The organism is Actinosynnema pretiosum (genome assembly GCF_002354875.1).
In the GTDB taxonomy this organism is placed as follows: domain Bacteria; phylum Actinomycetota; class Actinomycetes; order Mycobacteriales; family Pseudonocardiaceae; genus Actinosynnema; species Actinosynnema auranticum.
In genome coordinates, this window is record NZ_CP023445.1 from 4,425,956 (window position 1) to 4,451,648 (window position 25,693).

A 25,693-nucleotide genomic window follows, 5' to 3' on the forward strand; every position below is an offset into this window, starting at 1 on the left:
CCCTCAGAACTCCACCCGGTACCACTCGAACCCCGCCGCCCACCCGTCCTCCCCCGCCGCGAACGCCTCGAACGCGCGCGTCACCCGCGCCAGGTCCGGCAGCTCGCAGCGGTAGTGCCGGTCCGCCGACCCCTCCCTGCGCTCCAGCGCGTAGCTCACCGCCCCGAAGCCCCCCGCGCACCCCACCTGCACGTAGTCCTGCTCCGCGCGCTCCAGGATCGCGTAGTACCTGCTCCGCGACAAACTCCCCAGCGCCGCCGCGATGCGCTCCGCGTCCGGGTTCTCGATGCGGGTCCCGTCCGACAGCGACAGCGTCACCCACGGGTGCAGCACCTGCCGCTCCTGGGGGTCGAAGCACACCAGCCCGTGCCGCCGCGCCAGCTCCCGCACCACCGCGTGCACCCGAGCACTCTGCGACCACCGGGCCGTCATCACGACCACGCCGCCGCGCGCGCTCGGCTCCTGCGCCCACGGCGCCACGGCCCCGGCGAACGCGCTCCCCAGCTCCTCCAGGAACCCCTTGAGCTCCGGTTCCACCGCATCGGCCGGGGACCGCGCCGCGAGGTCCCGGTACCTCTCCAGCGCGGCCTCGGCGGTGATCGGCGCGGTCTCCCGCCACGCCGCCAGGTCGAAGCCCACGGTCACCGATGCTAGTGACGCCCGACCCGGCGCGGGGTGGCGAAACGCCGGGTCGGGGGCAGCGCACCGTGACCGCTACGACTGGCCGTCGATCAGCCACTGCCCGTTCGACTGGACCAGGGTGAAGGTGTTCGTCTCGCGCGAACCGCCGTTGTAGACCACGGTCGCGCGCACCTGGTTCGGGCCGACGACCTGCACGTCGCTCAGCGACACCGAGCTGATCGTCTGCCAGAACCCGGCGTACCCCTGGTAGGTGCCCGCGCGGCCCGCCTTGAAGTTGTCCGTCAGCCTCGCGTACCCGGCCTCGGTGTTGCCCGGCAGCAGCGAGTAGTAGTCCCGCAGCCCCTGCTCCACCGGCACGCTCTGCGGCGGGGGCGGTTGCTCCTGGGTGCTCGTCTGCGTCGACGGCGCGGGCGAACTCGGGGCGGACGAGGGGGTCGGGGTGTCGCTGGTCGGCTTCTGCCCGCCCGCGCCGGTGTCCTGGCCGCCGGGCTGCTCGCCGCCGGTCACCTCGGTGGTGACCGTGGTCTGCGGGGGCGGGGTGACCGCCTGGTCGTCCTGGCCGGACTGGTTCACCAGGTAGGTGACCAGGGTGGCGATGACCAGCGTGGCCAGCGCGAGCGCCACGATCGGCAGCACCTTGCGCCCGCCGCCCTCCTCCTCCGGCTGGTCCGGCTGGGTCCGGTACTGGGGGCGCGGCGGCACGTACGGGGTGGGCGGCGCCGGGGTGAGCGCCGTCGCGGGCTCGTCCACGACGGTCGGGGGGTGGCGCTGCTCCGGCTCCGCCGCCCGCTCCGGCTCCGCGGGGGCCGCCGCCGCCAGGTCGTCGACCTTGGTCGGCTGCGGGGTGGACTGGGCGATGTCGGCGGCGGCTGCGACCGCGGCCGCCCCCGCCGCCGCGCCCGCGGCGGCCTCGGCGGGCAGCGCCTCCGCGGCGGGCTCGGCGATCACCGTCGTCCCGGCGGGCGCGGCGACGACCGCCGTCGGCGAGGAGTCCGGCCGCACCTCGCGCAGCAGCCGCACCGCCTCGGTCATCGTCGGCCGGGTCGCCGGGTCCACGTCCAGCAGCCGGTTCAGCACCGGCGCGAGCGGCCCGGCGTGCTCGGGCTGCGCGTACTTGCCCTCAGCGACCCGGTGCAGCATCGCGATCGTGTTGGCGTCCGTGCCGAACGGCGGCCCGCCCTCGACGGCCGCGTACAGCGTCGCCCCCAGCCCGTACACGTCCGCCGGGAACTCGGCCCGCCCGCCGCGCGCCACCTCGGGCGAGAGGTACGCGGGCGTGCCGATCAGCAGTCCGGACGCGGTCATCGTGACCTCGTCGGCGGCGCGCGAGGTGCCGAAGTCGGTGATCTTGACCGTGCCGAACTCGGTCACCAGCACGTTGCCCGGCTTCACGTCCCGGTGCACCACGCCCGCGTGGTGGGCGGCGACGAGCCCGGACGCGAGCTGGATGCCCAGCCGCACGGTCTCGTCGGCGGGCAGCCTGCCGCGCTCGGACAGCAGCGCCGCCAGGCTCTTGGACGGCAGGTACTCCATGATCAGCCACGGCCGGTCGTCGTGCTCGACCACGTCGTAGAGGGCGATCACGTTCGGGTGCTGGAGCCGTGCGGCGATCCGGCCCTCGCGGATCGCCCGCTCGGTGTAGGCCTCGTCGAACGCGATTCCGGGGCGCAGTTCCTTGACGGCGACTACGCGGTGCAACCGCTGGTCCTGGGCGCGCCAGACCACGCCCATGCCACCTGCGCCGATCCGCTCCGTCAACCGGTAGCGATCTGCGATCGTGCGGTCCTCCACGGTGCTCCTCACGTCTGCGCACACGTTCAACAAAGGGTGTACCCCACCAGGAGGTACGGCGAACGCGCTTGATATCACCGATAGTGATTTCATCTCTCGGCGGGGTGTGCGCGCAACTCCCCTGGTGAACGCTCGTCCACTGTGGACGCCGGGGCGCGCGCGACACCTCGAGGTCATCGTGCGCCGCCCCCGAGGGGATCGCGTAACGTCGCTACCGATCAGTTGTCAGCGCAACAAGCAGGGAGGGGCGGTACATGCCGCACCGCGTCCGTGGCGTCGTCGCCAAGGCCAAGGGCCAGCCGGTGACCGTGGAGACGATCATCATCCCCGACCCCGGTCCGGGTGAGGCCGTCGTCAGGGTGCAGACCTGCGGGGTCTGCCACACCGACCTGCACTACCGCGAGGGCGGCATCAACGACGAGTTCCCGTTCCTGCTCGGCCACGAGGCCGCGGGGATCGTGGAGGAGGTCGGCGAGGGCGTCACCGACCTCGCGCCCGGCGACTTCGTCGTCCTCAACTGGCGCGCGGTGTGCGGCTCGTGCCGCGCGTGCGCCAAGGGCAAGCCGCAGTACTGCTTCAACACGCACAACGCCGCCCAGCCGATGACGCTGGAGGACGGCACCCCGCTGACCAACGCGCTGGGCATCGGCGCGTTCGCCGAGAAGACCCTGGTGCACAGCGGCCAGTGCACGAAGGTCGACCCGTCGGCCTCCCCCGCCGCCGTGGGCCTGCTCGGCTGCGGCGTCATGGCGGGCATCGGCGCGGCGATCAACACCGGCAACGTCAGCCGGGGCGACACGGTCGCGGTCATCGGCTGCGGCGGCGTCGGCAACGCGGCCGTCATGGGCGCGAAGCTCGCGGGCGCGTCGAAGGTCATCGCCGTCGACGTGGACGCGGCCAAGCTGGAGTGGGCGCGCGGGTTCGGCGCGACGGACGTGGTGAACAGCCGCGAGACCGACGCCGTCGAGGCCATCCAGGCGCTGACCGGCGGGTTCGGCGCGGACGTGGTGATCGACGCGGTGGGCCGCCCGGAGACCTGGAAGCAGGCGTTCTACGCCCGCGACCTGGCCGGGACCGTGGTCCTGGTGGGCGTGCCGACGCCGGAGATGACGCTGGAGCTGCCGTTCATCGACGTGTTCTCGCGCGGCGGGGCGCTCAAGTCGTCCTGGTACGGCGACTGCCTGCCCTCGCGCGACTTCCCGATGCTGGTCGACCTGTACCAGCAGGGCAGGCTCGACCTGGACGCGTTCGTCACCGAGACGATCGCGCTGGACGGCGTCGAGGCCGCGTTCGACAAGATGCACGGCGGCCAGGTGCTGCGCTCGGTGGTCCAGCTGTGACCGCGCGCGTCGACCACGCCACCTCGTCCGGCACGTTCTCGCTGGACGGGCAGACCTTCGACGTCGAGAACAACATCTGGGTCGTCGGCGACGACAGCGAGTGCGTGGTGATCGACGCGCCGCACGCGGTGGAGCCGATCCTGGAGCTGATCGCCGGGCGGCGGGTGGTCGCGATCCTGGCCACGCACGCGCACGACGACCACGTCCGGGTGGCGCCCGCGCTGTCCGAGGCGACCGGGGCCCCGGTGTGGCTGCACCCGGCGGACCTGCCGGTGTGGGAGCTGACGCACGGTGAGCGGGAGCCCGACGGGCAGCTCTCGGACGGGCAGCGGATCACGGTCGGGGGCACCGAGCTGGTGGTGCTGCACACGCCCGGTCACGCGCCGGGGGCGGTGTGCTTCCACGCGCCGGAGCTGGGCGTGGTGTTCACCGGGGACACGCTGTTCCGGGGCGGGCCCGGCGCGACGGGGCGGTCGTTCAGCGACTTCCCGACGATCGTGCGCTCGATCGAGGAGCGGCTGCTGTCGCTGCCGGAGGACACGGTGGTGCACACCGGGCACGGGGACAGCACGAAGATCGGCGACGAGAGCCCGCACCTGGGCGACTGGATCACCAGGGGGCACTAGCCCCCGGTTGTCCGGGGGGAACGAGCCGGGGCGGACCAGGAGATCCTGGGCCGCCCCGGTTTTTCGCGTCCTGACGGGTCAGGACACCAGCCACCTCTGGTTCGCCCCGCCGTTGCACGGGTACGCGCCGACCTTGGTCGTGGCGCCGCCGCTCGGGTACTCCTGGTCCAGGCAGTGCCCCGTCGCCACGTTGACCAGCGTCGCGGCCTCGTCGACCCGCTCGTCGTGCACGACCCGCCAGAACTCCTCGTTCCCGCCGCCGCACGGGTGGGCGACAACGGCGTTGGGGTGCTCCTGGTCGACGCAGTGCCCGGTGCGCTCGTTGGCCAGCTTGACCACGTCCGGACCCGCCCACTCGAACACCCAGCGCTGGTTCGCACCGCTGTTGCAGTGGTGCGCGCCGACGACCTCGGTCGCCGTTCCGGTCGGGTGCTCCTGGTCCAGGCACCAGCCGCTGGCCGCGTTGGTCAGCACGGGGTTGGTCTCGCCCTGGCCCTCGGTCACGCCGAAGCCGGGGGTCCACACGCCGTCGTCACCGGTGAAGACGTGCGGCAGGGTGGTCGGGCCGTAGTAGGACTGCACGAAGTCGGAGTCCTGGTCCACCGGGTCCGCGTTGGTGCGGGCGTTCGGCTTCGTCAGCCTGGTCCCGGCGGGCGGGGTGTGGGAGTAGACCGTGTAGACCCCGGCGGGGAGGCCCTCGATGACGTTGGCGGGGCCGAGGGTCACGGTGTCGCCGTAGGACGGCTTGCCCTCGACGTCGCGGCCCCTGACGTAGAAGGTCTGGTCGAGCTCGCCGCGCTCATCGGTCAGGATCCCGTCGCCGTTGGAGTCGACCACGGCGTTGACCACGATGTTGTTGCCCAGCTGCGGGAACATCAGCGGGGCCGCGGCGGGGGCGGTCGCGCTCAGCTCGACCTGCCGGGTGACCGGGCCGAGGGACCGCATCCCGACCGCGTCCGCCGACACGTCGAACACGCCCTGCGGCAGACCGGAGAAGTGGAACTCCCCGTACGGGTTGGTCTGCGCCGTCCAGCGATGACCGGTCTCGCGCGCCACGACCTCGACCTCGGTGTACGACCTGAGCCGCTCCGTCGCGTAGCGCGGCCCCTCGCCGACCCGGTTGACCTGCCCGTCCCCGTCCCGGTCGATCCAGACCGTGCCGGTGATCTCGCCGGTGGCCTCCTGCGCCCGCGCGGGCGCCGCCGCGACACCCGTGCAGACCAGGGCGGCCGCGAGGACCGCGCCTGTCTTCAGCGCTGCTGACACGTTCTTCCCCCAGTGGTGGTCGGCGGGGTCGCCCCGCCGGTGCGCGGAGAGCGTACGCAGCGAAGATCAATTCCAGAAGCCGATTACCGCGCGGAACCCCGCAGTCGTGACGGCGGCCGGGCCCCTCACCCGTGCGAGGATCACCCGCACGATGCAGCCGACCACGACGCGCGTGCGCGCGGGCTACGCGTTGGGTTCCCTCGTCACCGGGGCGTTCGGCACCGTCCCCGGTCTGCTCCTGCTGCCCTACCTCACCGACTCGCTCGCCGTCCCCGCCGCCGTCGCGGGCGCGCTGGTGCTCGTCCCCAAGGCCTGGGACGTGCTGTTCAACCCGGTGGCCGGGCGGATCAGCGACCGGGTGGGGGCGCGGCGGCCGTTCCTGCTGGGCGGGGGCGCGGCCACGGCCGCGCTGTTCGCGGCGCTGTTCGCCGGGGTCGGCGACGGGTGGGGCGCGGCGGCGTACGTGGCCGTCGTGTTCCTGCTGTGCGCCACCGCGTACGCGTTCTTCCAGGTGCCCTACGTGGCGATGGCGGCGGAGCTGACCGACGACTACCACGAGCGCACCCGGCTGCTGGCGTGGCGGGTCGCCGTGCTCGCGCTGGCGATCCTGGTCAGCGGGGCGGGCGCGCCCGCCGTGCGGGACCTGGTCGGGGGCGCGGACGGGTACCGGGTGATGGGCCTCGCGGTGGGGGCGCTGATCCTGGCGGGGACCGTGGCCTCGGTGGTGGGCACGCGCGGGGCGCCCGTGCGGCGGGACCCGGCCGCTCCCTCGGCCCGCGACCTCCTGGCGGCGCTGCGGGTCCGGGCGTTCCGGCGGTTGCTGGCGGTGTTCTCGGTCCAGGCGGTGGGGCTGGGCGCGATGCTCGCCGGGGTGGACTACTTCGCGCGGCTGGTGCTGGGCGAGCGGTCGGCGCAGACGGCGCTGTTCGCCGCGTTCGTGGGGCCCGCGCTGCTGGTGATGCCGCTGTGGCAGCGGGTGGGGCGGCGGGTCGGCAAGCGGACCGGGCTGGTGGTGGCCTCGGTGGTGTTCGCGGTCGCGGCGGCCGGGCTGGGGGCGTCCGGGGTGCTGCCGGTCGGGGCCGTGGTGGCGGTGATGGCGGTGGCGGGCGTCGGGTACGCGGGGATGCAGGTGTTCCCGATGGCGATGCTGCCGGACGTGATCAGCTCGGTCGACGGGCGGCGCGCCGGGGTGTTCTCCGGGGTGTGGACGGCGGGCGAGACGCTCGGGCTGGCGCTGGGGCCGGGCGCGTACGGGGTGGTGCTGGCCGTGGGCGGGTACGCGGCAGGCACGAGCGGGGACGTCACCCAGACGAGCGGCGCGGTGCTGGCCGCGCTGGTCGGGTTCACCGCGCTGCCCGCGCTGCTGGCCGTGCTGCCCCTTCCGCTGCTGCCCCGTGAGGAGACTCCCCGGTGACCGATCCCCTGGCCGAGCTGGCCGCGCTGCGCGCCGCCGACCTGCCGACGCACGGCGGGCGCACCCTGGCCTACGTGTACGACAGCGCGCTGCCGGGGCTGGACGCCCTCGCGGCCGCCGCGCACGCGCTGGCCGCGCCCGCGAACGGGCTGGACCCGACCGCGTTCCCGTCGCTGCTGCGGTTGGAGCGGGAGGTGGTGGCGACGGCGGCGCGGCTGCTGGGCGGCGGGGTCGGGACGGTGACGTCGGGCGGGACCGAGTCGTGCCTGCTGGCGGTGCTGGCGGCGCGCGACTCGCGGCCGGACGTGGCGCGGCCGTCGGTGGTGGTGCCGGAGACGGCGCACGCGGCGTTCCACAAGGCTGGGCACTACTTCGGGGTGCGGGTGGTGGCCGTCCCGGTGGACCCGGTGACGTTCCGGGCCGACCCGGCGGCGGTGGCGGCGGCGGTCGACGCGACGACGGTGCTGGTGGTGGCGAGCGCGCCGTCGTACGCGCACGGGGTGGTGGACCCGGTGGCGGAGATCGCGGCGGTCGCGGCGGAGCGCGGGGTGCGGTGCCACGTGGACGCGTGCATCGGCGGGTGGGTGCTGCCGCACGCGGACGTGGCGCCGTTCGACTTCCGGGTGGCGGGGGTGACGAGCGTGTCGGTGGACCTGCACAAGTACGCGTACTGCCCGAAGGGGGTGTCGGTGCTGCTGCACGCCGACGCCGGGTTGCGGCGGGCGCAGTTCTTCGCGAGCGCGGACTGGCCCGGTTACACGATGCTGAACACGACCATGCAGTCCACACGTTCGGGTGGACCTGTGGCGGCGGCGTGGGCGGTGCTGCGGCGGATCGGTGACGACGGGTACCGGGAGCTGGCGGGGCGGGCGCTGGGGAGCGCCCGGCTGGTGCGGGAGGGGATCGGCGGGATCGCGGGGCTGCGGGTGCTGGGCGAGCCGGAGGCGACGCTGCTGGCGGTGGCCGGGGACGGGGTGGACGTGTTCGTGGTGGCGGACGAGCTGAAGGCGCGCGGGTGGTACGCGCAGCCGCAGTTCGCGCACGGGGCGTCGCCCGCGAACCTGCACCTGACGCTGACGGCGGCGAACGCGGGGCACGAGGCGGAGCTGCTGGCGGACCTGCGCGCGTCGGTGGCGGCGGCTCGGGAGCTGGGGGCGCCGGAGGTGCCGGAGGGTGTGCTGGCGGCCGTGCGCGGGCTGACGCCTGACCAGGTGACGGCGGAGGGGGTCGCCGGGTTGCTGGCGGCGACCGGGCCGGGCGGTGGGGACGGGGTGCTGCCGGAGCGGATGGCGGGGGTGAACACGCTGCTCGCCGCGGCGGGGGCTCGGGTGCGGGAGCGGTTGCTGGTGGAGTTCCTGGGGGTGCTGCACTCGTAGTGGTCCGACCCGCGCGGGGCCGGAACCCCCGGCCCCGCGCGGAAAACCCTCACCCCGCGGGCGCCTCCTGCTCCGCGTCGCGCAACCGGGGCAGCACGAGCACCGCCGTCAGCACCAGCAGCGCCCCCGCCACCACGAACACCGGGCGCAGGCCCAGCAGTTCGCCGAGCACCCCGCCCAGCGCCGCGCCCAGCGGGACCGCGCCCCAGGACACCACGCGGTGCGCGGCGGTCACGCGGCCGAGGAGGGCGTCCGGGACGGCGCGGTGGCGCAGGCCCACCACGACCACGCTCCACACCACCGCGCTCGCGTTCTGCGCGGCCAGCAGCACCACCAGCGCCAGCGCGCCCACCGGGACGCCGTCGACCACCGCCGGGAACGCCGTGTCGACCAGCAGCGCGCCGAACAGGGTCAGCGGGATCACCAGCAGGCCCGCGCCGAGCGCGACCCGCACGCCCACGCGCGCCACCAGCCTCGGCGCGAGCGCCGCGCCCACCAGGCCGCCCACGGCGGTGCCCGCGAGCAGCAGGCCGTACCCGCGCTCGGTCAGGTGCAGCACCGACCGCTCCCCCACCGCGAACAGCGGCAGCACGCCCCACACCGCCTGCAGCGCCAGGTTCACCGCGCCCGCCGACAGCACCATCGTGAGCATCAACCGGTTCCCCGCCAGGAACCTCGCGCCCACCAGCAGGTCGCCGCGTACCGACGTCGGCTCGGCGCGCTCGGCGCGGAACACCCCGCGCAGGCCCCACAGCGCGACCACCGCGACCAGCCACAGCGCGGCGGGCGCGGTGAACGCGGCGACGGCGCCCGCCGCCACCAGCAGACCGCTCAGCGCGGGCCCGACGAACTGGTTGGCCGCCAGCTCCAGCCCCTGCAGCGCGCTGTTCGCGCGGTCGAGGCCGGAGCGGTCCAGGCCCGCGCGGTCGACCACCGCGGGCACCACGGACTGCGCCGAGGTGTCGTGGACGACCTCGGCGGTCCCCACGCACAGCGCCACCGCGTACAGCGCCCAGATCGGCGCGAACCCGCCCAGCGCCGCCCCTCCCAGCACCACGAGCAGCGCGGCGCGGACGGCGTTCGCCACCAGCATGGCGCGGCGGCGGTCCACCCGGTCCACGAGCACGCCCGCGGGCAGCGCGCACACCAGCCACGGCAGGTTCACCGCCACCGCGACCCCCGCGACCAGCACGGGCGACCGGGTGAGCTGCAGGGCCAGCAGCGGTAACGCGGTCTTGTACATCCCGTCCGCCAGGTTCGACACCCCGGACGACGTCAGCAGCCTGCCGAGGCCGCCTCTCCCAGTGCTCACCCGGTGGAGGTTCCCAGATCGGCGCGATCACCCTGCGGAGGGGGCCGCCGCGCCGGGCGGGCGCTCAGGCGCGCGCCGCGATGTTGACCATCCAGCGGACGCCGTAGCGGTCCTCGCAGGTGCCGAACTCGTCGCCCCACATCTGCTTCTCCAGCGGCACCAGGGTCGTGCCGCCCTCGGTGAGCGCGGCCCAGTACTCGCGCAGTTCGTGGTCGCCCACGTCGCCGCTGAGGGTGACGGTGACGCGGCTGCCCCCGGTGTAGTCCATGCCGGGCGGGGTGTCGGAGCCCATCAGGGTGAAGCCCCGGTCGGTCTGGAGCATCGAGTGCATGACCTTGTCGGCGAACTCGGGGTCGGGCATCCCGAACTCGCCGAACGTGGAGACGACGAGGGTCCCGCCGAAGACCCGCTGGTAGAACTCCATGGCCTCGCGGGCCTCGGTGCGGAAGCTGATGTACGGGCTGAGTCGGGAGACCACGGCGAACCTCCTGGCGGGCGGGCCGCGGGCGTGCGGCGGGCACATCCTGCCAACGGCGGGCGGGGTTCGCAGCGCGAGCGGCGGGCGCGTGGCGGGCGGGGCTGGGGCGGGGCGCGGATCACGTTGTGCGGCTGGGGGAAGCGCGCGTGCGGGTGCGGCGCCGGCGGGTGACCCCGGCGAACCTGAACTCCTGCTGCCACGCGCACGCCCACGACGCCTCGGCGACCGTCGCCCCGCACGACGAGCGACAGGACACCTCGCTGCCCGCGTGGGCCGAGGTGGTGGCCCGCGCGGAGCTGCCTGCCTCGATCGGGCGACTGACCGAGGTGGAGGTGCTCACGCTGCGCGGCACGGGCCTGGCGCGGTTGCCGCGCGAGGTCGGGCGGGTGCGGTCGCCGCGGGAGCCGGACGTCCGCGCCTCGCGCAAGCTGCACTGGCTGCCGTGCGAGATCACCCGGCCGGAGGAGCTGCGCGGGTGCCGGGCGGGGACCGACGCGCTGCCGCTGCTGGTGAACGCGTGCTCGCGGGCGTGCGTGGACCGGCGGCGGCGGAGGAGGCGGGAGCGGCGCGCACGGCGGACGGCGTGCCGCTGCCGGCGTGCCGCTGCTCGGCGCGTTCACGGAGCGCCCGGCCACCGCACCGTCCCGGTAGCGGGGCCGAGGACGAGCCCGGCCCCCGAGGTGGATCGCACCTCGGGGGCCGGGGGTTCAGCGGCGCAGGTCGTCGAACAGGCCCGCGCGGCGGATCAGAACAGGCGCCACAGCACTGGACGCGAGCGGTGCCAGGGCGGACTTCACCCACAGCAGGCCGGTCGCGTCGCCGAGCTGGACGCCCACCACACCGATGAGCAGTGGCAGGACGACCAGCCACGCGAGCACGACCGCCGGTCCCGGCTCGGAAGCGGCGGGAGCCGCGCTCACTCCTCGTCGGGTTCGACGACCTCGTCCGGGGCGCGCACCGCGCCCGCCGTGGAGCCGCCCGCCTCGTCGGCGGCCTGGCCCCTGCGCTCGGCCTCGCTCAGCGGGACGGCCAGCAGGTCCGGGTCTCCGGGCGAGTCCGGGTCGGTCTCGGCGTCCGGGTCGGCCTCGGGGCGCGGGCGGTCGTCGAGCTCCGGCTGCTCCTCGGCGAGGCGGTCGTCCAGCGGTCGGGGGTGGGCCTGCTCGTACGGGGTGGTGCCGTACTTGTCGGCGGCGGTCCAGTGCTCGGGCGGGTCCATGCCCGCCTCCAGGGGGTCGAGGCGCAGCCGGTCCTCGTCCAGCTCCTCGGCGACCTCGTCGGGACCGGTCTGCGGGGCGTACCCGACCAGCTCCTCCGCCTGCTCGTCTCGGCTCATGGGACGCGTGTACCCGCTGCCGCCCGGAGCAATCCCGGCGTGACGAGCGCCACTTGGCCGAACCGGGAACAACCGGCGGGCCCCCGCCGTTGTACGGATCGGTCGGCGCGGTCGTGTCCCCGGGCCTCACCTAGCGCCGTCGCGGAATACCGTCAGGCTGGAGCCGCCACGTGCCACTCGCCGAGAGGCGACCACCGCGCCGACCCCGAGCACGCGGAAGGGCCCGCCCCCACGTGGGGGCGGGCCCTTCCGCACTGCGGTGGCCGCGTGTGCGGCGCCCCGTCGCACCGGCTCCGCGCTGAGCCGGTGCTCCGGGTGGCCGGCGCTACCGAGCGCTCACGCGATGCGCGACTGGGGGACCTCCACGTCCTCCAGCAGACCGTCCACCCAGTTCGCCACGTCGTCGGGCGCGGGACGCACCTCCGCGCCGAACCTGGCGACCACGACCGGGTCCTGGCCATCGGCCTCGACGGCGGCGGCCCAGCCCCGGTTCTCGTCCCAGAGCAGTGCGACGTCCCGGTCCGGGAAGTCGGGCAGCGCGCCGTCCAGCGCCAGGTAGACCGAGGCGGGCTGCTCGCCCTGCAGGCAGGAGCTGTCGCCGCTCAGACCCAGCGCCCTGGTCACCCTCCGCGCGTAGAGCTCGAGCTCCCGCACCACAGTGTCATCGAAATCGAGGTCCATCAACTCACCCCGTGAAGTAGTCATGCCCCTCTCACCGAGCTGTTCGGTGTACAGCCCCTGTACCCGGACGAACATCCGATAATCACTCATGTGTCCCACGACACGGGATTTCCCCGTAGTGGCGTAGCCGGGTGTGCACGGTTTGTGACCACCGGGGGCGGGTAGCCGGTCCCCGTGGGTGACTTTCCGCTGCCGGACTACGACCTGCTCGGGCTCAAGGAGCTCCGCGAGCGGGTGCGGGCGCTGGGGTGCGACGAGGTGTCCGCGGTGCTGGCCCACGAGCGCGCGAACGCGGGCCGGACGCCGGTGCTGCGGGTGCTGATCGGGTGGCTGGACCTGCTGGAGGCGGGGGCCTCGCCGGTCCCGAGACCGGAACCCGCGTAACACGGCTGTAACCACCCGAGCGCAGGCGGTCACGGTGGGTGACGCGCCGCGGGCCGGTCAGCCGGAGGGTCGAACCCCGTGCGCGCGCAGGAACACCTCGGCCGCGTCCTCCCCCGCCGCGCGCGCCTCGGCGATCGGCAGGGCGCGGCTGCCCCACGCCGAGCGGGTGTCCAGCGCGCCGTCCACCAGGGACAGCAGGTGCCCGGCGGCGCGGTCGGGCTCGCAGCGGCTCAGCGCGCCGGACAGGACCAGCCTGGCCAGGCGGTCGGCGAGCGCGGCGGCGGTCGCGGCGGACGTGCGGCGGTGCACCTCGCCGACCAGCTCGGGGAAGAGCGCGGCGTTGCCGAGCGCGAGCAGCCGCAGCGACCGCACCTCGTCGGACGCGAGCACCGAGGCCAGCTCGCCGACCGCGCCCGCCAGAACGGGACCGACCGCGTCGGCGGCCGGGAGGGCGGGCGCGCGCAGGCCGTCGAGCGCGGCGTCGAGCCGGTCGCGCGCCCGGTCGGCCGCGGCGAGCAGGGACTCGCGGAACAGCGACTCCTTGTCCGCGAGGTGGTTGTAGACGGTCGGCTTCGCCACGCCCGCCTCGTCGGCGATGTCGCGCACGCACGCCTGGGCGTAGCCGCGCCCGGCGAACACCCGGAAGGCGGCGGCCAGGATCGCCGTCCGCTTGTCCGCGCGCCCGCGACGCGCTCCCCCGTCGATCACGGGTTGAGCCTATCGACCCCTTGCGAATGAACCAGTGGGTTCAATAGTTTGAACCCACTGGTTCACTTCTGGGGAGGTCGAGACGGTGATCGTCAACGTGCTGAGGTTCGCGTTCCGGCAGGAGACCACCGAGCGGGAGCGCGCGGAGGTGCTGGCGGTGATGCGGGAACTGACCGCGCTGGAACCGGTGGCGTTCTCCTCGGTCGGCCCGGACATCGGCGACGACGCGCGGTTCACCCACGCCTACTGCGTGGCGCTGGCCGACCTGGACGCGCTGCGCCGGTACGTGCACGACCCCGCGCACCTGGCCGCCGACTCGGTGATCGTGCCCAGGCTGGCCAGGCTCTCGGCGACGCGCTTCGCCGACGAGGGCTCGCCCGAGCTGGCCGAGGCGGTCAACGCGGTGCACCGGGAGAAGGCCGCCGCGCACCCGGAGTGGGCCCGGCTGCTGGAGAGCGTGCCCGAGCTGGACCTCGCCGCCGGGTGAGGCCGTGGCCCGACCGGGTGGTTGGGCCGGACGGGCGAGCGCGGGGTGGAGCGCCGCCGCGCGGGGGGCGCGGCTGCCAGGATGTGGGCCGTGGCCGACGACGCGCAGGCGCTGATCTCCGAGCTGGACACCAGGATGCGGCGGGACTGCGACCGCATGGCGCTGTGGCGGGTGGTGCACCGCACGACCGGCATGGCCTACAGCGTGGTGCTGATCGCGGTGCCCGCCGTGCTCGCCGCCGGGTTCGCCTCGTCCGAGACGGCGCTGGGCAAGGCGCTGCTGCTGCTCGCCGCCGTGGTGGGCGGGTTGAACGTGACGTTCAAGCCCTACCTGCACAGCCGCAAGCGCCGCTCGGACGTGAACACCATGCGCAGGCTGCGCGACGAGTTCCGGGCCGAGGCGGTGCGGGAGGCGGACGGGCTCGCGGTGTACGAGAAGTACTCGGCGGCCTACGCCGCGGTGTTCGAGGCGCGCGGGCGGGAGCTGCTCGACGGCTCGCTCGGCGTCGACGAGGGCGCTCCCCCGGAGGGCGCGCCGCAGGCGAACGGCAGGCAGGAGAGCGGCGGCAAGCGGGAGGAAGGCGCCCCGGCCTGAGCGCGGGTCACCCCAGCGGCGCGCGGACCGCGATGAACTTCGTCTCCCGGCGCACCGCGAACCCGAGCTTCTCGTAGACCCGGATCGCCCCGGTGTTCGCGGACGCGGCGTGCATCATCGCCGCCTCGCCGCGCTCCGCGATGCCGACCGCGACCGCGAGCACCAGCCGCGCCGCCAGGCCCTGCCCCCGGTGGGCGGGATCGGTGCACACCGCGCTGATCTCGGTGTGGCCGTCCGGGCGCATCCGCTCCCCGGCCATCGCGACCAGCGCCCCTCCGCGCCGCACGCCCAGGTAGTTGCCCAGCTCCACGGTGCGCGGCAGGAACGGCCCCGGCTGGGTGCGGGCGACCAGGTCGAGCATCTCCGGCACGTCGGGCGCGCCGAGCCGCACCGCCTCGGCGTCCGGCGCGGGCGTGATGCCGTCGTCGACCAGCTGCACGGCGGGCGTGTGGTGCACCAGCTCCCAGTCGGCCGGGAGGTCGGCGTTGGTGTTGAGGACGACCTGCGCGCCGGGGCCGGTCAACCGGGCCAGGTCGCGCCAGTCGGCGGCGTCCGGGTCGGTGGGCACGGAGTGGAAGGGCGCGACGTCCCGGTGGTAGCGCCGCGCGCCGCCGGAGCCCTCGGCGAACCGGGTCTGCGCGCCGTTCAGCGCCGACCAGGACGGGTTGTCCAGCGGTGACATGCGCCCTCCTCCTGGCCGGAAACCGGGAGGGATCATCCGTCCGGCGCGGGCGCGCTGTCCAACCGGGACCACATCGTGGACCGGGACGCGGGCGAACGGGTGGGGTTGAACGGGTGTGGTTGTGGAGAACCGTGGGGCATGGGTGAACAGGAGATGCGGCGGTTCGTGCTGGAGGGCCTGGCCGAGGACGAGCGGCGGGCCGAGCAGGGCAAGGTCCCGCTGCTGGTGGAGGCCGAGCAGCAGGGGCGGCTGAGCCTGCTGCGCACGGACGACGGACGCGGGTTGCTGCTGACCGGCGGCGGGGTGGCGGCGACGGAGGACGAGGCGCTGGTGCCGTTCCAGCGGAAGGCGGAGCTGCTGCGCGAGGAGGTGGAGCGGCTGGCGGACGAGGCGACGCTGCGGCTGCTGGCCACCGTGTACCAGGCGCGGGTGGGGTGGCAGGAGGAGTGGCGCACGAGGGTCTGACCGGTGGGGCGCGGCGGTCCGGGGACCGCCGCGCCCCCCGGTGTCAGGCCGCCGCTCCCGCGCGGGTCAGGCCACCGCCGAGGCTGGACAAGGCGCCCCAGGTGCTGTTGGGCGAGGTCTGCCAGATGTGCCACAGCGCGTTGTCGCCGCCGCGCGCGAACGCCTCCAGGCGGCCGTCCGCGTTGCCTGCCACGGTCGGTTCCGAGGTGAGGTAGCCGCCGAGGCTCGACCAGGCGCCCCACGTGCTGTTCGGCGCGGTCTGCCAGATGTGCCACAGCGCGCTCTCGCCACCGAGGGCGAACACCTCCAAGCGCCCGTCGGCGTTGCTGCCCACGCTGGGCGGCGAGGTCAGGTAACCACCCAGGCTCGACCAGCCGCCCCACGTGCTGTTCGGCGACGTCTGCCAGATGTGCCACAACGCGCTCTCGCCGCCCAGGGCGAACACCTCCAGGCGACCGTCCTCGTTGCTGCCCACGCTGGGCGGCGAGGTCAGATAACCACCCAGGCTCGACCAAGCACCCCAGGTGCTGTTCGGCGACGTCTGCCAGATGTGCCACAGCGCGCCCTCGCCACCGCGCGCGAACACCTCCAAGCGCCCATCGGCGTTGTTGCCCACGGCGGGCGGCGAGGTCAGGTAGCCGCCGAGGCTGGACCAGGCGCCCCACCCGCTGTTGGGCGCGGTCTGCCAGATGTGCCACAGGGCGCTCTCCCCGCCGAGCGCGAAGACCTCCAGCCGACCGTCCTCGTTGCTGCCCACCACCGGGTCCGAGGTCAGGTAGCCGCCCAGGCTCGACCACGCGCTCCAGCCGCCGTTCGGGACCGTCTGCCAGGTGTGCCACAGGGCGTTGTCACCGCCGCGGACGAACACCTCGAGCCGCCCGTCGGCGTTGCTGCCCACGGCGGGCGTCCCGGTGAACCAGCCGCCGAGGCTGGCCCAGTTCCCCCACGCGCCGTTCGGCGTGGTCTGCCAGATGTGCCACAGCGCCCCGTCCGCGCCTCGGGCGAACACCTCGAGCCGCCCGTCCTCGTTGTTGCCCACGCCCTGCGCGGACGACAGGGCGACGGCTTCCACGACCGGTGAGGTGTCGGCGGGCTCGGCCACCGCGCCCGGTGCGGCGGGCAGCAGGGTGGCGACGGCGAGCGCGGTTCCGGTGAGCAGGCGTCTGGCGAATCGCTCTTTCATGGTCGGAATTCCCCTCCGAGATCGAACGTCCTCGGCTCGGCCCGTGTTCGGGCGGCCGTCCGGACGGGGATTCACGTTGCCGGCACCGGGCGTCGCCCCACAGTGCCCGAGCGGGGGCGGGGCGACACCGGAGGGGATATCTGCGGGTAATCGGAGAAAGCGCTCCGCAGAGTCATCAGCGCAGCTCAAGACCCCAAAAAGGGGAACAGCGCGTGGTGCGTGCGGGAATTCACCTCACCCCGTCGCGACCTGGTTCAGGTGAAATCCGCGAACTCCGTTGACAGCCCTTTCCCGGCGGCCGAGGATTGTTCGCCCGCCGGGAAGCGGGTCAGGGTTCGACGCGGGCGAGGGCCCCGGATTCCAGGGCCGTCCACAGCGCGCCGTCCGGGCCGAGCGCGATGCCGTGCGGCTCGCTGCCGGGCGGCAGGGCGGCGGTCCCGGTCAGCTCGCCGTCCACGCTCATGCGGGTGACGGCGGCGGTGGCCCACTCGGTGAACCACAGCGCCCCGTCCGGGCCCTCGGTGATGGCGTGCGGGCGGGCCTCGGGGTCGGGCAGCGCGAACTCGGTGACCTCGCCGTCCGGGGTGATCCGGCCGATCCGCCCGGCGAGCACCTCGGTGAACCACAGCGCGTCGGCGGTGGCGGTGATGCCGACCGGGCCCGCGCCGGGGGTGGGCAGCGGGTGGACGCGCAGGTCGCCGTCCACGCCCAGCCTGGCGATCGCGCCCGCCTGGTTGAGGGTGCACCACAGCGCCCCGTCCGGGCCGGTGGTGATCATGGCGGGGAAGCTGCCCGCGGGCAGGTCGAACCAGGTGGCGCGGCCACCCTCGATCCGGCCGATCTGGCCGGTGGTGGCGGCGGTGCACCACACCGCGCCGTCCGGGCCGCCGGTCACCCCGTACGGGCCCGCGCCGGGCAGGTCGACGGTGGTGGTGCGCCCGGCGGGGGTGGTGCGGCCGAGGCGGTGGTGGCGGAAGTCGGTGAACCAGAGGGCGTCGTCGGTGGCGGTGAGCACGGTCGGCGCGCACGGGGAGAGCTTGAGCGGCACGGGCGTGTGCTCGCCGTCGGTGGTCATCCGGCCGAGCCTGCCCGCGCCGACCTCGGTGAACCAGATCGCGCCGTCCGGGCCGACCGCGACGCCGTAGGGGCCGTCCGCGCCGGGCACCGGGAAGGCGGTGACGCGCATCAGCCCTCCCGCGCGGCGGGCGCGGGGGGCGAGGACCACCGGCCACAGCTGGCCCGAGCGCAGCTCCTCGACGACGTCGTCGGCGGTGGTCCCCTCCGAGACGGCGACGACGACGGTGGCCTCGGGCAGCTCGGTCGCGTCGACCCGGCCGGTGACGCGCAGCAGCCGGACCGCGTCGGCGTCCCCGGCGGCGGGCTCGGTGAACAGGCCGAGGTCCAGGTCGTAGCCGCCGAGGACGAGCGGGTAGGCGACCAGGTCGACGACGAGGGAGCCCGCGTCGAGCGCGCGCTCCGCCCAGCCGTCGGTCGGGACCAGGTAGAGCGCGTTGTCCCGCTCGTAGCCGTGGTTGCCGAGCAGGCAGACGGCGCGCTCGCCCGGTGACCGCTCGGGATCGATGATCACGAGGAGCACCGGGGAGTCCGGGTCTTCGGGGTTGATCCCGTTGCGCAACAACAGTTCCGGCACTCGCGCCTCCATTCGCAGGAGGCGCAAGTAGATCATGAGCGGCGCTCAGCGCCTAGGCCGGGACGACCGGCTCTGCAACCCGCGCGCGGGCAGCCGGACGGGCTTGGGGCGGGGCGTGACCGCGCAGGTGCTCATCGGTCGGGTCGGGGTCAGCGGCTTCACCGGGTTCTTCTCCTGGGCTCGTGCGGCGGGACGAGGACTCGTGCGGCGGCAGGGGCGCGCAGTCGGCAGGGCTGGTGCAGTCGTGGGCAGGGCGGGGACAGGCAGGGCTGGACAGGCAGGGCGGGACAGGACGGGCAGGGCGGTGCGGTGCTCGCGCGGCGGGGTAGGACGCCGCGCGTCGGGCGGCGCCGCGGCGGGTAGGACGCCGTGGCGGGTGGTGCGCGGGCGACGGGTAGGGACGTCGCCCCGACCAGGACTCTGGCAATCGGCCGGAGGGCCGCTCCGGGCAGGGGTGGGTGGGGTCGCGGTTCGGGTGATCACCGCTCTGGACGGTTGTCTCCGCACCCGGCCCGGACGTTAGCCGTGATCGGCACAGATCACTCCGTTGCCACAAGAGTCGTCACCCCTATGAACGCCCACTTCGCCCAGAAGGGTTGCACGACTGGTTTGAGTTCCTTAGACTCAAACTATGTTCACCAGGGACGAAGCCCTCAGGCTGGTCGAGGGCGCCAACTCTTCGACTGGGCTGTTCGGGGACTTCTCCCCCGATCGAGCGCAGACAGCTCACCGGCTGTGGCGGGACCTGCTGGTCGCGCTGCACCCCGACCGCACCGGCCCGGACGACCACCGGGCGCACGCCGCGGCGGCCGAGGTCACCCGGCTGCACGACCGGTGGGCGGGTTCGGGGTCCGCTTCGGTCGAGCTGCGCACGGCCCGCCGCGCCTACCGCACCGGCGCGCTGCACCGCGTCGGCAGCGTCGCGAACGTGCACCTGACCGACGGCCCCGAGGTGGTCAAGGTCGTGCGCAACCCGGCGCTGAGCCCGCTGCTGCTGGCCGAGCGGGACGCGCTCACCGCGCTGGCCCGCCTCACCGACGAGCACCGCTGGCTCGCCCCGTACTTCCCGAGGCTGGTCGACGCCTCCGGCGAGGTCGGGCGCGGCGAGCGCGCGTTCACCGTGCTGGCCCCGCTCACCGACGGCTTCCACACCCTCGCCGAGGTCAAGAGGGCCTACCCCGGCGGCCTGGACGGGCGCGACTGGGCGTGGATGCACCGCAGGCTGCTGCGGGCGGTCGCGGGCGCCCACCTCGCGGGCCTGGTGCACGGCGCGATCACCGCCGACAACGTGCTGGTCCACCCCGAGCGGCACGGGGTGGTGCTCGCCGGCTGGTCGTTCGCCGTCGAGCTCGGCCAGCGCCCGCTCGCCAAGGACAGGACCACCGCCTACCCGCCGGAGGTCGCGGCGGGCCAGGCGCTCACCGGCGCCACCGACGTGTGGATGGCGCACGCGCTGATGCTCGACCTGCTCGCCCCCGGCGAGCGCCGCCAGCGCCTGTTCGCCGAGGGCTGCACCCAGGACAGCCCCTCGGCCCGGCCCGAGGCGGCCGACCTGCTCGACGAGTACGACGACCTGCTCGACGACCTCTACGGACCACGGGTGTTCCGCCCGTTCTCGATGACCGACGAAGGAGCCTGACATGGGACACGGCCACTGGGACGACAACGCCTACGCCGCGGCGAGGACCTTCCGCGCCGCCAAGGGCCTGTCGGACTTCGGCTACACCAGCTCCACCCACGGCAAGCCCGCCGCCGAGTGGAAGGCGCACCCCTCGCTCGACCCGCACGGCGTCGTGGCCCGCGAGTGCCGCGACTCGGACGAGCACGCCGACTCGACGCCCATCGCGGTGCTGTTCGACGTGACCGGCTCGATGGGCCAGGTGCCCCGGATCATGCAGCGCAAGCTCGGCAAGCTGCACGGGCTGATCAAGCGCAAGGGCTACCTGAGCGACCCGCAGGTGCTGTTCGGCGGCATCGGCGACGCCGACAGCGACCGGGTCCCGCTGCAGGTCGGGCAGTTCGAGTCGGACAACCGCATGGACGAGCAGCTGCGGAACATCTTCCTGGAGGGCAACGGCGGCGGGCAGAAGAGCGAGTCGTACGAGCTGGCCGCCTACTTCATGGCCAGGCACGTGGAGACCGACGCCTGGAGCAGGCGCGGGCGCAAGGGCTACCTGTTCCTGATCGGCGACGAGCTGAACAAGCCCCGGCTGAAGGCCAAGCACATCAAGCGGATCATCGGCGACGACCTCGGCCAGGACGTCGACCCGGCGTCGGTGTACCGGGAGCTGGCGCGGCGCTGGCACGTGTACTTCGTGCTGCCCAAGCAGTCGCACTACTTCGACGACCCGGAGATCGGCGACCACTGGCGGGGGCTGCTGGGGCAGAACTTCCTGAAGCTGGACGACCCCGGCGCGGTGTGCGAGCTGATCGCGGCGACCATCGGGCTGGAGGAGCGGGTCGTGGACCTGGACCAGGCGATGGTGGACCTGGCCGAGGTCGGGTCGGGCGACGAGAGCAGGTCGGTGGGCAAGGCGCTGCAGAAGGTCGGCTCGCGGGCCGTGGCCACCTCGGCCGCTCCCCCGGTGCTGGACGGGCCGGACGATGTCAGCCTCGTCTGATCCCGCCGGTGGGCCCGTCCCGGACGGGCCCACCCCCGCCGAGGAGCACGTCGTCGTCGTCGGACTGGGCTTCGGCGACGAGGGCAAGGGCGCCGTGGTGGACGCGCTGTGCCGGGCCGGGGAGACCGCGGCGGTGGTGCGGTTCAACGGGGGCGCGCAGGCCGCGCACAACGTGGTCGACGGGGACCGGCACCACACGTTCAGCCAGTTCGGGTCGGGCACGCTCGCGGGCGTGCCGACCTGGCTGTCCCCGCACGTGCTGGTCGAGCCGATGGCGCTGGCCGCCGAGGCCCGCGAGCTGGCCGCGATCGGGGTGCCCGACCCGCTGTCGCTGCTGTCGGTGGCGGGCGGGGCGCTGCTGACCACCCCGTTCCACGTGCTGGCGAACCGGGCGCGGGAGGACGCCAGGGGCGCGGGCAGGCACGGGTCGTGCGGCAAGGGCGTCGGCGAGACGGTCTGGTACTCGCTGCTGTCCGAGCGCGGGGCGCGGGTCGGGGACGTGGTGGAGGGGCAGGAGGTGCTCGGGGCGTTCGGGGAGGCGCCCGTGGTCGCCGACTGCCTGCGGCCGGACGTGCTGCGGCGCAAGCTCGACGCGCTGGCCCGGTTCTACGCGCCGCTCGCCACCTCCCGGTGGTCGGTGGACGAGCTGGTGGGCATGTGCCGGGACTTCGCCGACGCGGTGCGGATCACCGGCGACGACGAGGTGGCGCGGCTGGCCGGGCGGGGGCGGCTGGTGTTCGAGGGGGCGCAGGGGGTGCTGCTGGACCAGTGGCGCGGCTTCCACCCGCACACCACCTGGTCGACGGTCACCCCGGACAACGCGCGGCAGCTGCTCGGGGGGCTCCCGGCGCGGGTGGTCGGGGTGACCCGGACCTACCAGACCCGGCACGGCGCGGGTCCGATGCCGACCGAGGACCCGGCCGTGGCGGCGCGGTTCCCGGAGCGGCACAACGGGACCGGGCGGTACCAGGGGGCGTGGCGGGCCGGGCACCTGGACGGGGTGCTGCTGCGGCACGCGGTGGCGGCGTGCGGCGGGGTCGACGCCCTGGCGGTGACGCACCTGGACGCGGCGGGGGCCGGGCTGCGGGTGGCCGGGGCGTACGAGGTCGACGGGCGGCGGGTGGCCCGGCTGGCCGAGGTCCCTGGGCTGGAGGGGCTGGCCGGGGCCGCGCGCCCGGCGCCCGACCCTCGGGTCGCGGGGCTGCTGGGGCGGGTCGAGCCGGTGCTGGAGGAGCTGGCCGACCCGGTGGGGTGGCTGGAGCGGGAGCTGGGGGCGCCGGTCCTGGTGACCGGCGGCGGGCCGGACCGGTCGCACTACCGGGTGCTGGAGCCCGTGCCGCGCTGAGGGGTCGCGGCACGGGCCGGGGGGATCGCCGGGTGATCAGGTCAGGGGGTGTCGTGGGGCGCGAGTGCTGGACAATGCTTTCCGTGGAAGCAGAACCCGTGGACGCCCGGCCGGGGCACGCCGAGTCCGGGCACGCCGAGTCCGGGCACCCCGAGTCGGGGCACATCGAGTCGTCGCTGGTGTCGGTGGACGTGCTGGCGCTGCGGTTCGACGCGGAGTCGGGCGAGGTGCTGCTCGGGGTGTCGCGGCGCGGGCTGGAGCCGTTCCTCGGGCGGGACGCGCTGCCGGGCGTGCTGCTGGGCCGGGGCGAGCGGCTGCGCGAGGCGGCGGTGCGGGCGGTCGCGGGCAAGCTCGGGGTGCCGGAGGGCGCGGTGCGGGCGACCGGGCAGCTGGCCACGTTCGACGAGCCCTCCCGCGACCCGCGCGGGCCGACGCTGTCGATCGCGCTGTGGGCGACCCTCGACCCGGCGCGCTCGGACGGTCCGCGCTGGGCCCCGCTGTCCGCCGTGCCGCCGCTGGCGTTCGACCATGACCGGATCGTCGCCGACTGCCGGGCGCTGCTGGGCGAGCGGCTGTGGCGCGACCCGGTGTTCACCGCCGGGCTGCTCGGGCCGGAGTTCACCACCGCGCAGGCCCTGGACGCGACCGAGGCGCTGACCGGCGACCGCCCGTACCCGGCGAACCTGGGCAGGCTGATGGACCGCGTCCCCGGCCTGCGCCGCACCGAGCAGCACGCGGCGGCCCGCGCGAAGGGCGGACGGCCGCCGCTGGTGTGGCGCTGGGAGGGGTGACCGGTTCGCGGACCGGGGCGCGTCCGTTGGTGTGGCACCGGCGGTTGCGGCTCTCCGGCGTCTCGCCGAGGGGCCCTCGCCGCCGGTAGCGTCCGCGACACGGGCGCGGGGCGGTCCCGCCCGAGCCCGTGGGCACGGCGGAACCACCAACACCGAACGCGGGCGAGGTGCTGGTCCCCTCCCCGCGAGAGGAGGGCAACGATGCCTCGGTCCACCCCCTGCGGAATCGGCGCGCGACGCTCCCCACTGGCGGGCAGACCACCCGGCAGGCTCGCCGCGCTGATCGCGGCGGCGCTGATCGCGGTGGGGCTCGTTCCCGCCCAAGCGGCGGCCGGTCCAGCCGCGCCGGTCCCGGCGGGCACCGGTCCCGCGCCGGCCGCCCCCGCCCCTTCCGACGTGCGCCCGGCGGCCCCCGGCAGCCCGGCGACCACCCCGCCGATGGGCTGGAACTCCTGGAACACCTTCGGCTGCGACATCAGCGAGAGCACCATCCGCGACGGCGCCGACGCGCTGGTCTCCTCCGGGATGCGCGACGCCGGCTACCAGTACGTCGTCGTGGACGACTGCTGGTTCGACGTCCAGCGCCTGCCCGACGGCAGCCTGCGCGGCGACCCCACCCGGTTCCCCAGCGGCATGAAGGCGCTCGGCGACTACATCCACGCGCGCGGCCTGAAGTTCGGCATCTACCAGGTGCCCACCGACCGCACCTGCGCCCAGCGCGGCGGCGCCTACCCCGGTTCCACCGGCAGCGCCGGGCACGAGGAGCTGGACGCCCGCACGTTCGCCTCCTGGGGCGTGGACTACCTCAAGTACGACTGGTGCTCCCCCGAGGGAACCCGCGACGAGCAGGTCGCCCGGTTCGCGCTGATGCGCGACGCGCTGCGCGCCACCGGCCGCCCGATCGTGTACAGCATCAACCCGAACAGCTACCACGCGATCACCGGCTCCACGCACGACTGGGGCGAGGTGGCCGACCTGTGGCGCACCACCGAGGACCTGCTGGACATCTGGCGCAACGAGAACACCAACAGCTACCCGATGGGCGTGGTGAACGTCGTCGACGTGAACGCCCCGCTCGCCGCGCAGGCCGGTCCCGGCCGGTGGAACGACCCGGACATGCTGGTGGTGGGCAGGCCGGGCCTGACCACGCAGCAGTCGCGGGCGCACTTCGCGCTGTGGGCGCTGATGGCCGCGCCGCTCATGGCGGGCAACGACGTGCGCGCCATGCCCGCCGAGATCTCGTCGGTCCTGCGCACGCCCGGTCTGATCGCGGTGAACCAGGACCCGCTGGGCGAGGGGGGCCGCCGGGTGCGCGACGACGGCGACACCGAGGTGTTCGCCAAGCCCCTGGCCGACGGGTCGGTCGCGGTGGGCCTGTTCAACCGGGGCGCGCAGCCCGCGCGGATCAGCGCGGGACCGGCCGAGGTCGGGCTGGCCGGGACGGCGCTGGCGCTGACCGACCTGTGGACCGGGGCGACCTCGACCGGCGCGCGGATCACCGCGGACGTGCCCTCGCAGGGGGTCGCCGCGTTCCGCGTCACCGGGGCCGGTCAGCTGGCGCGGCAGACCGGGGCGCTGCTGGGCGTGGCGGCGCGGCGCTGCCTGGACGTGCCGGGCGCGGTGACGCTGCCGGGCGCGCGGCCCGCGCTGTGGGCGTGCCACGGCGCGGCGAACCAGCTGTGGACGCTGTGGCAGGGCGGCGAGGTGCGGATCTACGGGTCGCAGTGCCTGGACCTGCTGGAGGCGGGTGGCGCGCCGGGCACCCCGGTGGTGACGGCGGTGTGCGACGGGCGGGCCTCGCAGCGGTGGACGCGCGACGGTCAGCGGCTGGTGTCCACCTCCGAGGGCGCCTGCCTGGACGCGCGCGGCGTCGCGGCGGGCACGGCGGCGGCGATCCAGCCGTGCGACGGGCGGGCCTCGCAGCGGTGGGTGCTGTCCTGAGCGCGGCGGGCGGCTCTCCGCTTCCCGCGCCCGTTGTTCCGTTCCCGGACAGGTGATCAGGGGTACCCGACGGGTGACAGCCGGTCGTGCCGAGGAGGTCATCTTGCAACCGTTCCCCTTCGCCCCGTGGATCTGGCGCGACGCCATCACCGCGCTGCACGAGCAGGAGCACCCCCTGGAGCCGGACGTGTCGCTCGCGGACCGCCCGGACACCGGGTTGCTGGGCTTCGAGGTGCGCGCCACCGACGGGCGGGTGGGGGTGGTGGACTCGGAGAACGCGCTGCTGCCCGCCGACTGCCTGGTGGTGGACGTGTCCGGCGGCAACCGGGTGGCGCTGCCGGTGGGCGTGGTGTCGGGCGTGGACCGGGAGGCTCGGGTGGTGCAGGTGGACCGCACCACCGAGCAGGTCGCGGGCGCGCCCGAGTTCGACCCGGACGAGGTGGACCCGCCCGCCTACCGCGAGCGGCTGGGCGAGTACTACTCGGACAGCTACCGGGTGGCGCCGCCCTGGTAGGGGCGTGACGCGCCCCGGTGGGGGTGTGCGAACGGAGGGCGGTCCCCGGTTCGGGGGCCGCCCTCCGT

26 protein-coding genes are annotated in these 25,693 nt (G+C 74.9%); 14 read left to right on the forward strand and 12 right to left on the reverse strand.

Features of this window, described 5'->3' with window-relative positions; all coding sequences use genetic code 11:
* Positions 1-3 precede the first annotated feature (3 nt).
* Together CNX65_RS18850 and CNX65_RS18855 are read right to left on the reverse strand one after the other, a co-directional pair.
* The gene (locus tag CNX65_RS18850; RefSeq protein WP_157767720.1) at positions 4-639 is read right to left on the reverse strand and encodes a hypothetical protein; all 636 of its coding nucleotides are present in this window, start codon (positions 637-639) and stop codon (positions 4-6) included.
* A gap of 75 nt (positions 640-714) precedes the next feature.
* On the reverse strand, positions 715-2,445 hold the full coding sequence (locus CNX65_RS18855) for a serine/threonine-protein kinase (protein WP_177154278.1): 1,731 nt from the start codon (positions 2,443-2,445) through the stop codon (positions 715-717).
* 242 nt (positions 2,446-2,687) lie between these two features.
* On the opposite strand from CNX65_RS18855, the gene CNX65_RS18860 reads away from it, so the two are divergent.
* Positions 2,688-3,773, forward strand: coding sequence for an S-(hydroxymethyl)mycothiol dehydrogenase (locus CNX65_RS18860; RefSeq protein WP_096494866.1), 1,086 nt, complete (start codon positions 2,688-2,690; stop codon positions 3,771-3,773).
* Complete coding sequence (locus tag CNX65_RS18865; RefSeq protein ID WP_096494868.1) at positions 3,770-4,399, forward strand: MBL fold metallo-hydrolase; 630 nt, start codon at positions 3,770-3,772, stop codon at positions 4,397-4,399. Before CNX65_RS18860 ends, CNX65_RS18865 begins: the two co-directional genes overlap by 4 nt.
* 78 nt (positions 4,400-4,477) lie before the next feature.
* On the opposite strand, the gene CNX65_RS18870 is transcribed toward CNX65_RS18865, so the two are convergent.
* The gene (locus CNX65_RS18870; RefSeq protein ID WP_096494870.1) at positions 4,478-5,665 is read right to left on the reverse strand and encodes an RICIN domain-containing protein; all 1,188 of its coding nucleotides are present in this window, start codon (positions 5,663-5,665) and stop codon (positions 4,478-4,480) included.
* 151 nt (positions 5,666-5,816) lie between these two features.
* Between CNX65_RS18870 and CNX65_RS18875 the strand changes: the two genes are divergently transcribed.
* Positions 5,817-7,079, forward strand: coding sequence for an MFS transporter (locus CNX65_RS18875; RefSeq protein WP_096494872.1), 1,263 nt, complete (start codon positions 5,817-5,819; stop codon positions 7,077-7,079).
* Positions 7,076-8,455 carry a pyridoxal phosphate-dependent decarboxylase family protein gene (locus CNX65_RS18880; protein WP_096494874.1) on the forward strand — a complete coding sequence of 460 codons (1,380 nt, stop codon included), beginning with the start codon at positions 7,076-7,078 and terminating at the stop codon, positions 8,453-8,455. The genes CNX65_RS18875 and CNX65_RS18880 overlap by 4 nt, the downstream gene beginning before the upstream one ends.
* Before the next feature lie 49 nt (positions 8,456-8,504).
* On the opposite strand, the gene CNX65_RS18885 is transcribed toward CNX65_RS18880, so the two are convergent.
* The 5 genes from CNX65_RS18885 to CNX65_RS18910 form a co-directional block, all read right to left on the reverse strand.
* Positions 8,505-9,767 (reverse strand): MFS transporter, encoded by a 1,263-nt coding sequence (locus CNX65_RS18885; RefSeq protein ID WP_232519905.1) that lies wholly within the window; start codon positions 9,765-9,767, stop codon positions 8,505-8,507.
* Positions 9,768-9,831: 64 nt separating this feature from the next.
* Entirely contained in the window at positions 9,832-10,245 is a 414-nt protein-coding gene (locus tag CNX65_RS18890; protein ID WP_096494876.1) for a VOC family protein, read from the reverse strand.
* A 707-nt stretch (positions 10,246-10,952) separates the two neighbouring features.
* Positions 10,953-11,165, reverse strand: a complete 213-nt coding sequence (locus CNX65_RS18900) for a hypothetical protein (RefSeq protein WP_096494880.1) — start codon at positions 11,163-11,165, stop codon at positions 10,953-10,955.
* Positions 11,162-11,578, reverse strand: coding sequence for a hypothetical protein (locus CNX65_RS18905; RefSeq protein ID WP_232519906.1), 417 nt, complete (start codon positions 11,576-11,578; stop codon positions 11,162-11,164). Before CNX65_RS18905 ends, CNX65_RS18900 begins: the two co-directional genes overlap by 4 nt.
* 336 nt (positions 11,579-11,914) lie before the next feature.
* Positions 11,915-12,232 (reverse strand): DUF6292 family protein, encoded by a 318-nt coding sequence (locus tag CNX65_RS18910; RefSeq protein WP_157767721.1) that lies wholly within the window; start codon positions 12,230-12,232, stop codon positions 11,915-11,917.
* 201 nt (positions 12,233-12,433) lie between these two features.
* Between CNX65_RS18910 and CNX65_RS18915 the strand changes: the two genes are divergently transcribed.
* On the forward strand, positions 12,434-12,643 hold the full coding sequence (locus tag CNX65_RS18915) for a hypothetical protein (protein ID WP_096494884.1): 210 nt from the start codon (positions 12,434-12,436) through the stop codon (positions 12,641-12,643).
* A gap of 57 nt (positions 12,644-12,700) precedes the next feature.
* Here CNX65_RS18915 and CNX65_RS18920 read toward each other — a convergent pair whose 3' ends face one another.
* Positions 12,701-13,351: a TetR/AcrR family transcriptional regulator gene (locus CNX65_RS18920; protein WP_096494886.1), complete on the reverse strand. Its 651-nt coding sequence runs from the start codon at positions 13,349-13,351 to the stop codon at positions 12,701-12,703.
* Between the two features lie 85 nt (positions 13,352-13,436).
* On the opposite strand from CNX65_RS18920, the gene CNX65_RS18925 reads away from it, so the two are divergent.
* Positions 13,437-13,838 (forward strand): Dabb family protein, encoded by a 402-nt coding sequence (locus tag CNX65_RS18925; RefSeq protein WP_096494889.1) that lies wholly within the window; start codon positions 13,437-13,439, stop codon positions 13,836-13,838.
* Positions 13,839-13,928: 90 nt separating this feature from the next.
* Positions 13,929-14,432, forward strand: coding sequence for a hypothetical protein (locus tag CNX65_RS18930; RefSeq protein ID WP_157767722.1), 504 nt, complete (start codon positions 13,929-13,931; stop codon positions 14,430-14,432).
* Positions 14,433-14,439: 7 nt separating this feature from the next.
* Here the strand turns inward: CNX65_RS18930 and CNX65_RS18935 are convergent, their stop codons facing one another.
* A complete protein-coding gene (locus CNX65_RS18935) occupies positions 14,440-15,114 on the reverse strand; it encodes a GNAT family N-acetyltransferase (RefSeq protein ID WP_096494893.1) in 675 nt (224 codons plus the stop codon).
* 138 nt (positions 15,115-15,252) lie between these two features.
* Between CNX65_RS18935 and CNX65_RS18940 the strand changes: the two genes are divergently transcribed.
* Positions 15,253-15,579, forward strand: a complete 327-nt coding sequence (locus tag CNX65_RS18940) for a hypothetical protein (RefSeq protein ID WP_096494895.1) — start codon at positions 15,253-15,255, stop codon at positions 15,577-15,579.
* 43 nt (positions 15,580-15,622) lie between these two features.
* On the opposite strand, the gene CNX65_RS18945 is transcribed toward CNX65_RS18940, so the two are convergent.
* Together CNX65_RS18945 and CNX65_RS38170 are read right to left on the reverse strand one after the other, a co-directional pair.
* On the reverse strand, positions 15,623-16,762 hold the full coding sequence (locus CNX65_RS18945) for a carbohydrate-binding protein (protein WP_198320506.1): 1,140 nt from the start codon (positions 16,760-16,762) through the stop codon (positions 15,623-15,625).
* A 328-nt stretch (positions 16,763-17,090) separates the two neighbouring features.
* Entirely contained in the window at positions 17,091-18,413 is a 1,323-nt protein-coding gene (locus tag CNX65_RS38170; RefSeq protein ID WP_309141906.1) for a virginiamycin B lyase family protein, read from the reverse strand.
* Between the two features lie 631 nt (positions 18,414-19,044).
* Here CNX65_RS38170 and CNX65_RS18955 point away from each other — a divergent pair.
* The 6 genes from CNX65_RS18955 to CNX65_RS18980 all read left to right on the forward strand — a co-directional run bounded on the left by CNX65_RS18955 (position 19,045) and on the right by CNX65_RS18980 (position 25,625).
* On the forward strand, positions 19,045-20,052 hold the full coding sequence (locus CNX65_RS18955; protein ID WP_096494897.1) for a serine/threonine-protein kinase: 1,008 nt from the start codon (positions 19,045-19,047) through the stop codon (positions 20,050-20,052).
* Position 20,053: 1 nt separating this feature from the next.
* Positions 20,054-21,034, forward strand: coding sequence for a hypothetical protein (locus CNX65_RS18960; protein WP_096494899.1), 981 nt, complete (start codon positions 20,054-20,056; stop codon positions 21,032-21,034).
* Positions 21,018-22,379 (forward strand): adenylosuccinate synthetase, encoded by a 1,362-nt coding sequence (locus CNX65_RS18965; RefSeq protein WP_096494901.1) that lies wholly within the window; start codon positions 21,018-21,020, stop codon positions 22,377-22,379. The genes CNX65_RS18960 and CNX65_RS18965 overlap by 17 nt, the downstream gene beginning before the upstream one ends.
* A gap of 74 nt (positions 22,380-22,453) precedes the next feature.
* Complete coding sequence (locus CNX65_RS18970; protein ID WP_232519907.1) at positions 22,454-23,170, forward strand: NUDIX hydrolase; 717 nt, start codon at positions 22,454-22,456, stop codon at positions 23,168-23,170.
* A gap of 201 nt (positions 23,171-23,371) precedes the next feature.
* Complete coding sequence (locus CNX65_RS18975; protein ID WP_096494903.1) at positions 23,372-25,111, forward strand: ricin-type beta-trefoil lectin domain protein; 1,740 nt, start codon at positions 23,372-23,374, stop codon at positions 25,109-25,111.
* A gap of 103 nt (positions 25,112-25,214) precedes the next feature.
* Positions 25,215-25,625: a hypothetical protein gene (locus CNX65_RS18980; protein ID WP_096494905.1), complete on the forward strand. Its 411-nt coding sequence runs from the start codon at positions 25,215-25,217 to the stop codon at positions 25,623-25,625.
* Positions 25,626-25,693 lie beyond the last annotated feature (68 nt).

Coding starts and splice junctions, on each gene's coding strand:
- CNX65_RS18935 (WP_096494893.1), bottom strand. CDS start 15,114: ATGTCACCGCTGGACAACCCGTCCTGGTCGGCGCTGAACGGCGCGCAG.
- CNX65_RS18905 (WP_232519906.1), bottom strand. CDS start 11,578: ATGAGCCGAGACGAGCAGGCGGAGGAGCTGGTCGGGTACGCCCCGCAG.
- CNX65_RS18860 (WP_096494866.1), top strand. CDS start 2,688: ATGCCGCACCGCGTCCGTGGCGTCGTCGCCAAGGCCAAGGGCCAGCCG.
- CNX65_RS18975 (WP_096494903.1), top strand. CDS start 23,372: ATGCCTCGGTCCACCCCCTGCGGAATCGGCGCGCGACGCTCCCCACTG.
- CNX65_RS18945 (WP_198320506.1), bottom strand. CDS start 16,762: ATGAAAGAGCGATTCGCCAGACGCCTGCTCACCGGAACCGCGCTCGCC.
- CNX65_RS18875 (WP_096494872.1), top strand. CDS start 5,817: ATGCAGCCGACCACGACGCGCGTGCGCGCGGGCTACGCGTTGGGTTCC.
- CNX65_RS18960 (WP_096494899.1), top strand. CDS start 20,054: ATGGGACACGGCCACTGGGACGACAACGCCTACGCCGCGGCGAGGACC.
- CNX65_RS18955 (WP_096494897.1), top strand. CDS start 19,045: ATGTTCACCAGGGACGAAGCCCTCAGGCTGGTCGAGGGCGCCAACTCT.
- CNX65_RS18940 (WP_096494895.1), top strand. CDS start 15,253: ATGGGTGAACAGGAGATGCGGCGGTTCGTGCTGGAGGGCCTGGCCGAG.
- CNX65_RS18970 (WP_232519907.1), top strand. CDS start 22,454: ATGCTTTCCGTGGAAGCAGAACCCGTGGACGCCCGGCCGGGGCACGCC.
- CNX65_RS18965 (WP_096494901.1), top strand. CDS start 21,018: ATGTCAGCCTCGTCTGATCCCGCCGGTGGGCCCGTCCCGGACGGGCCC.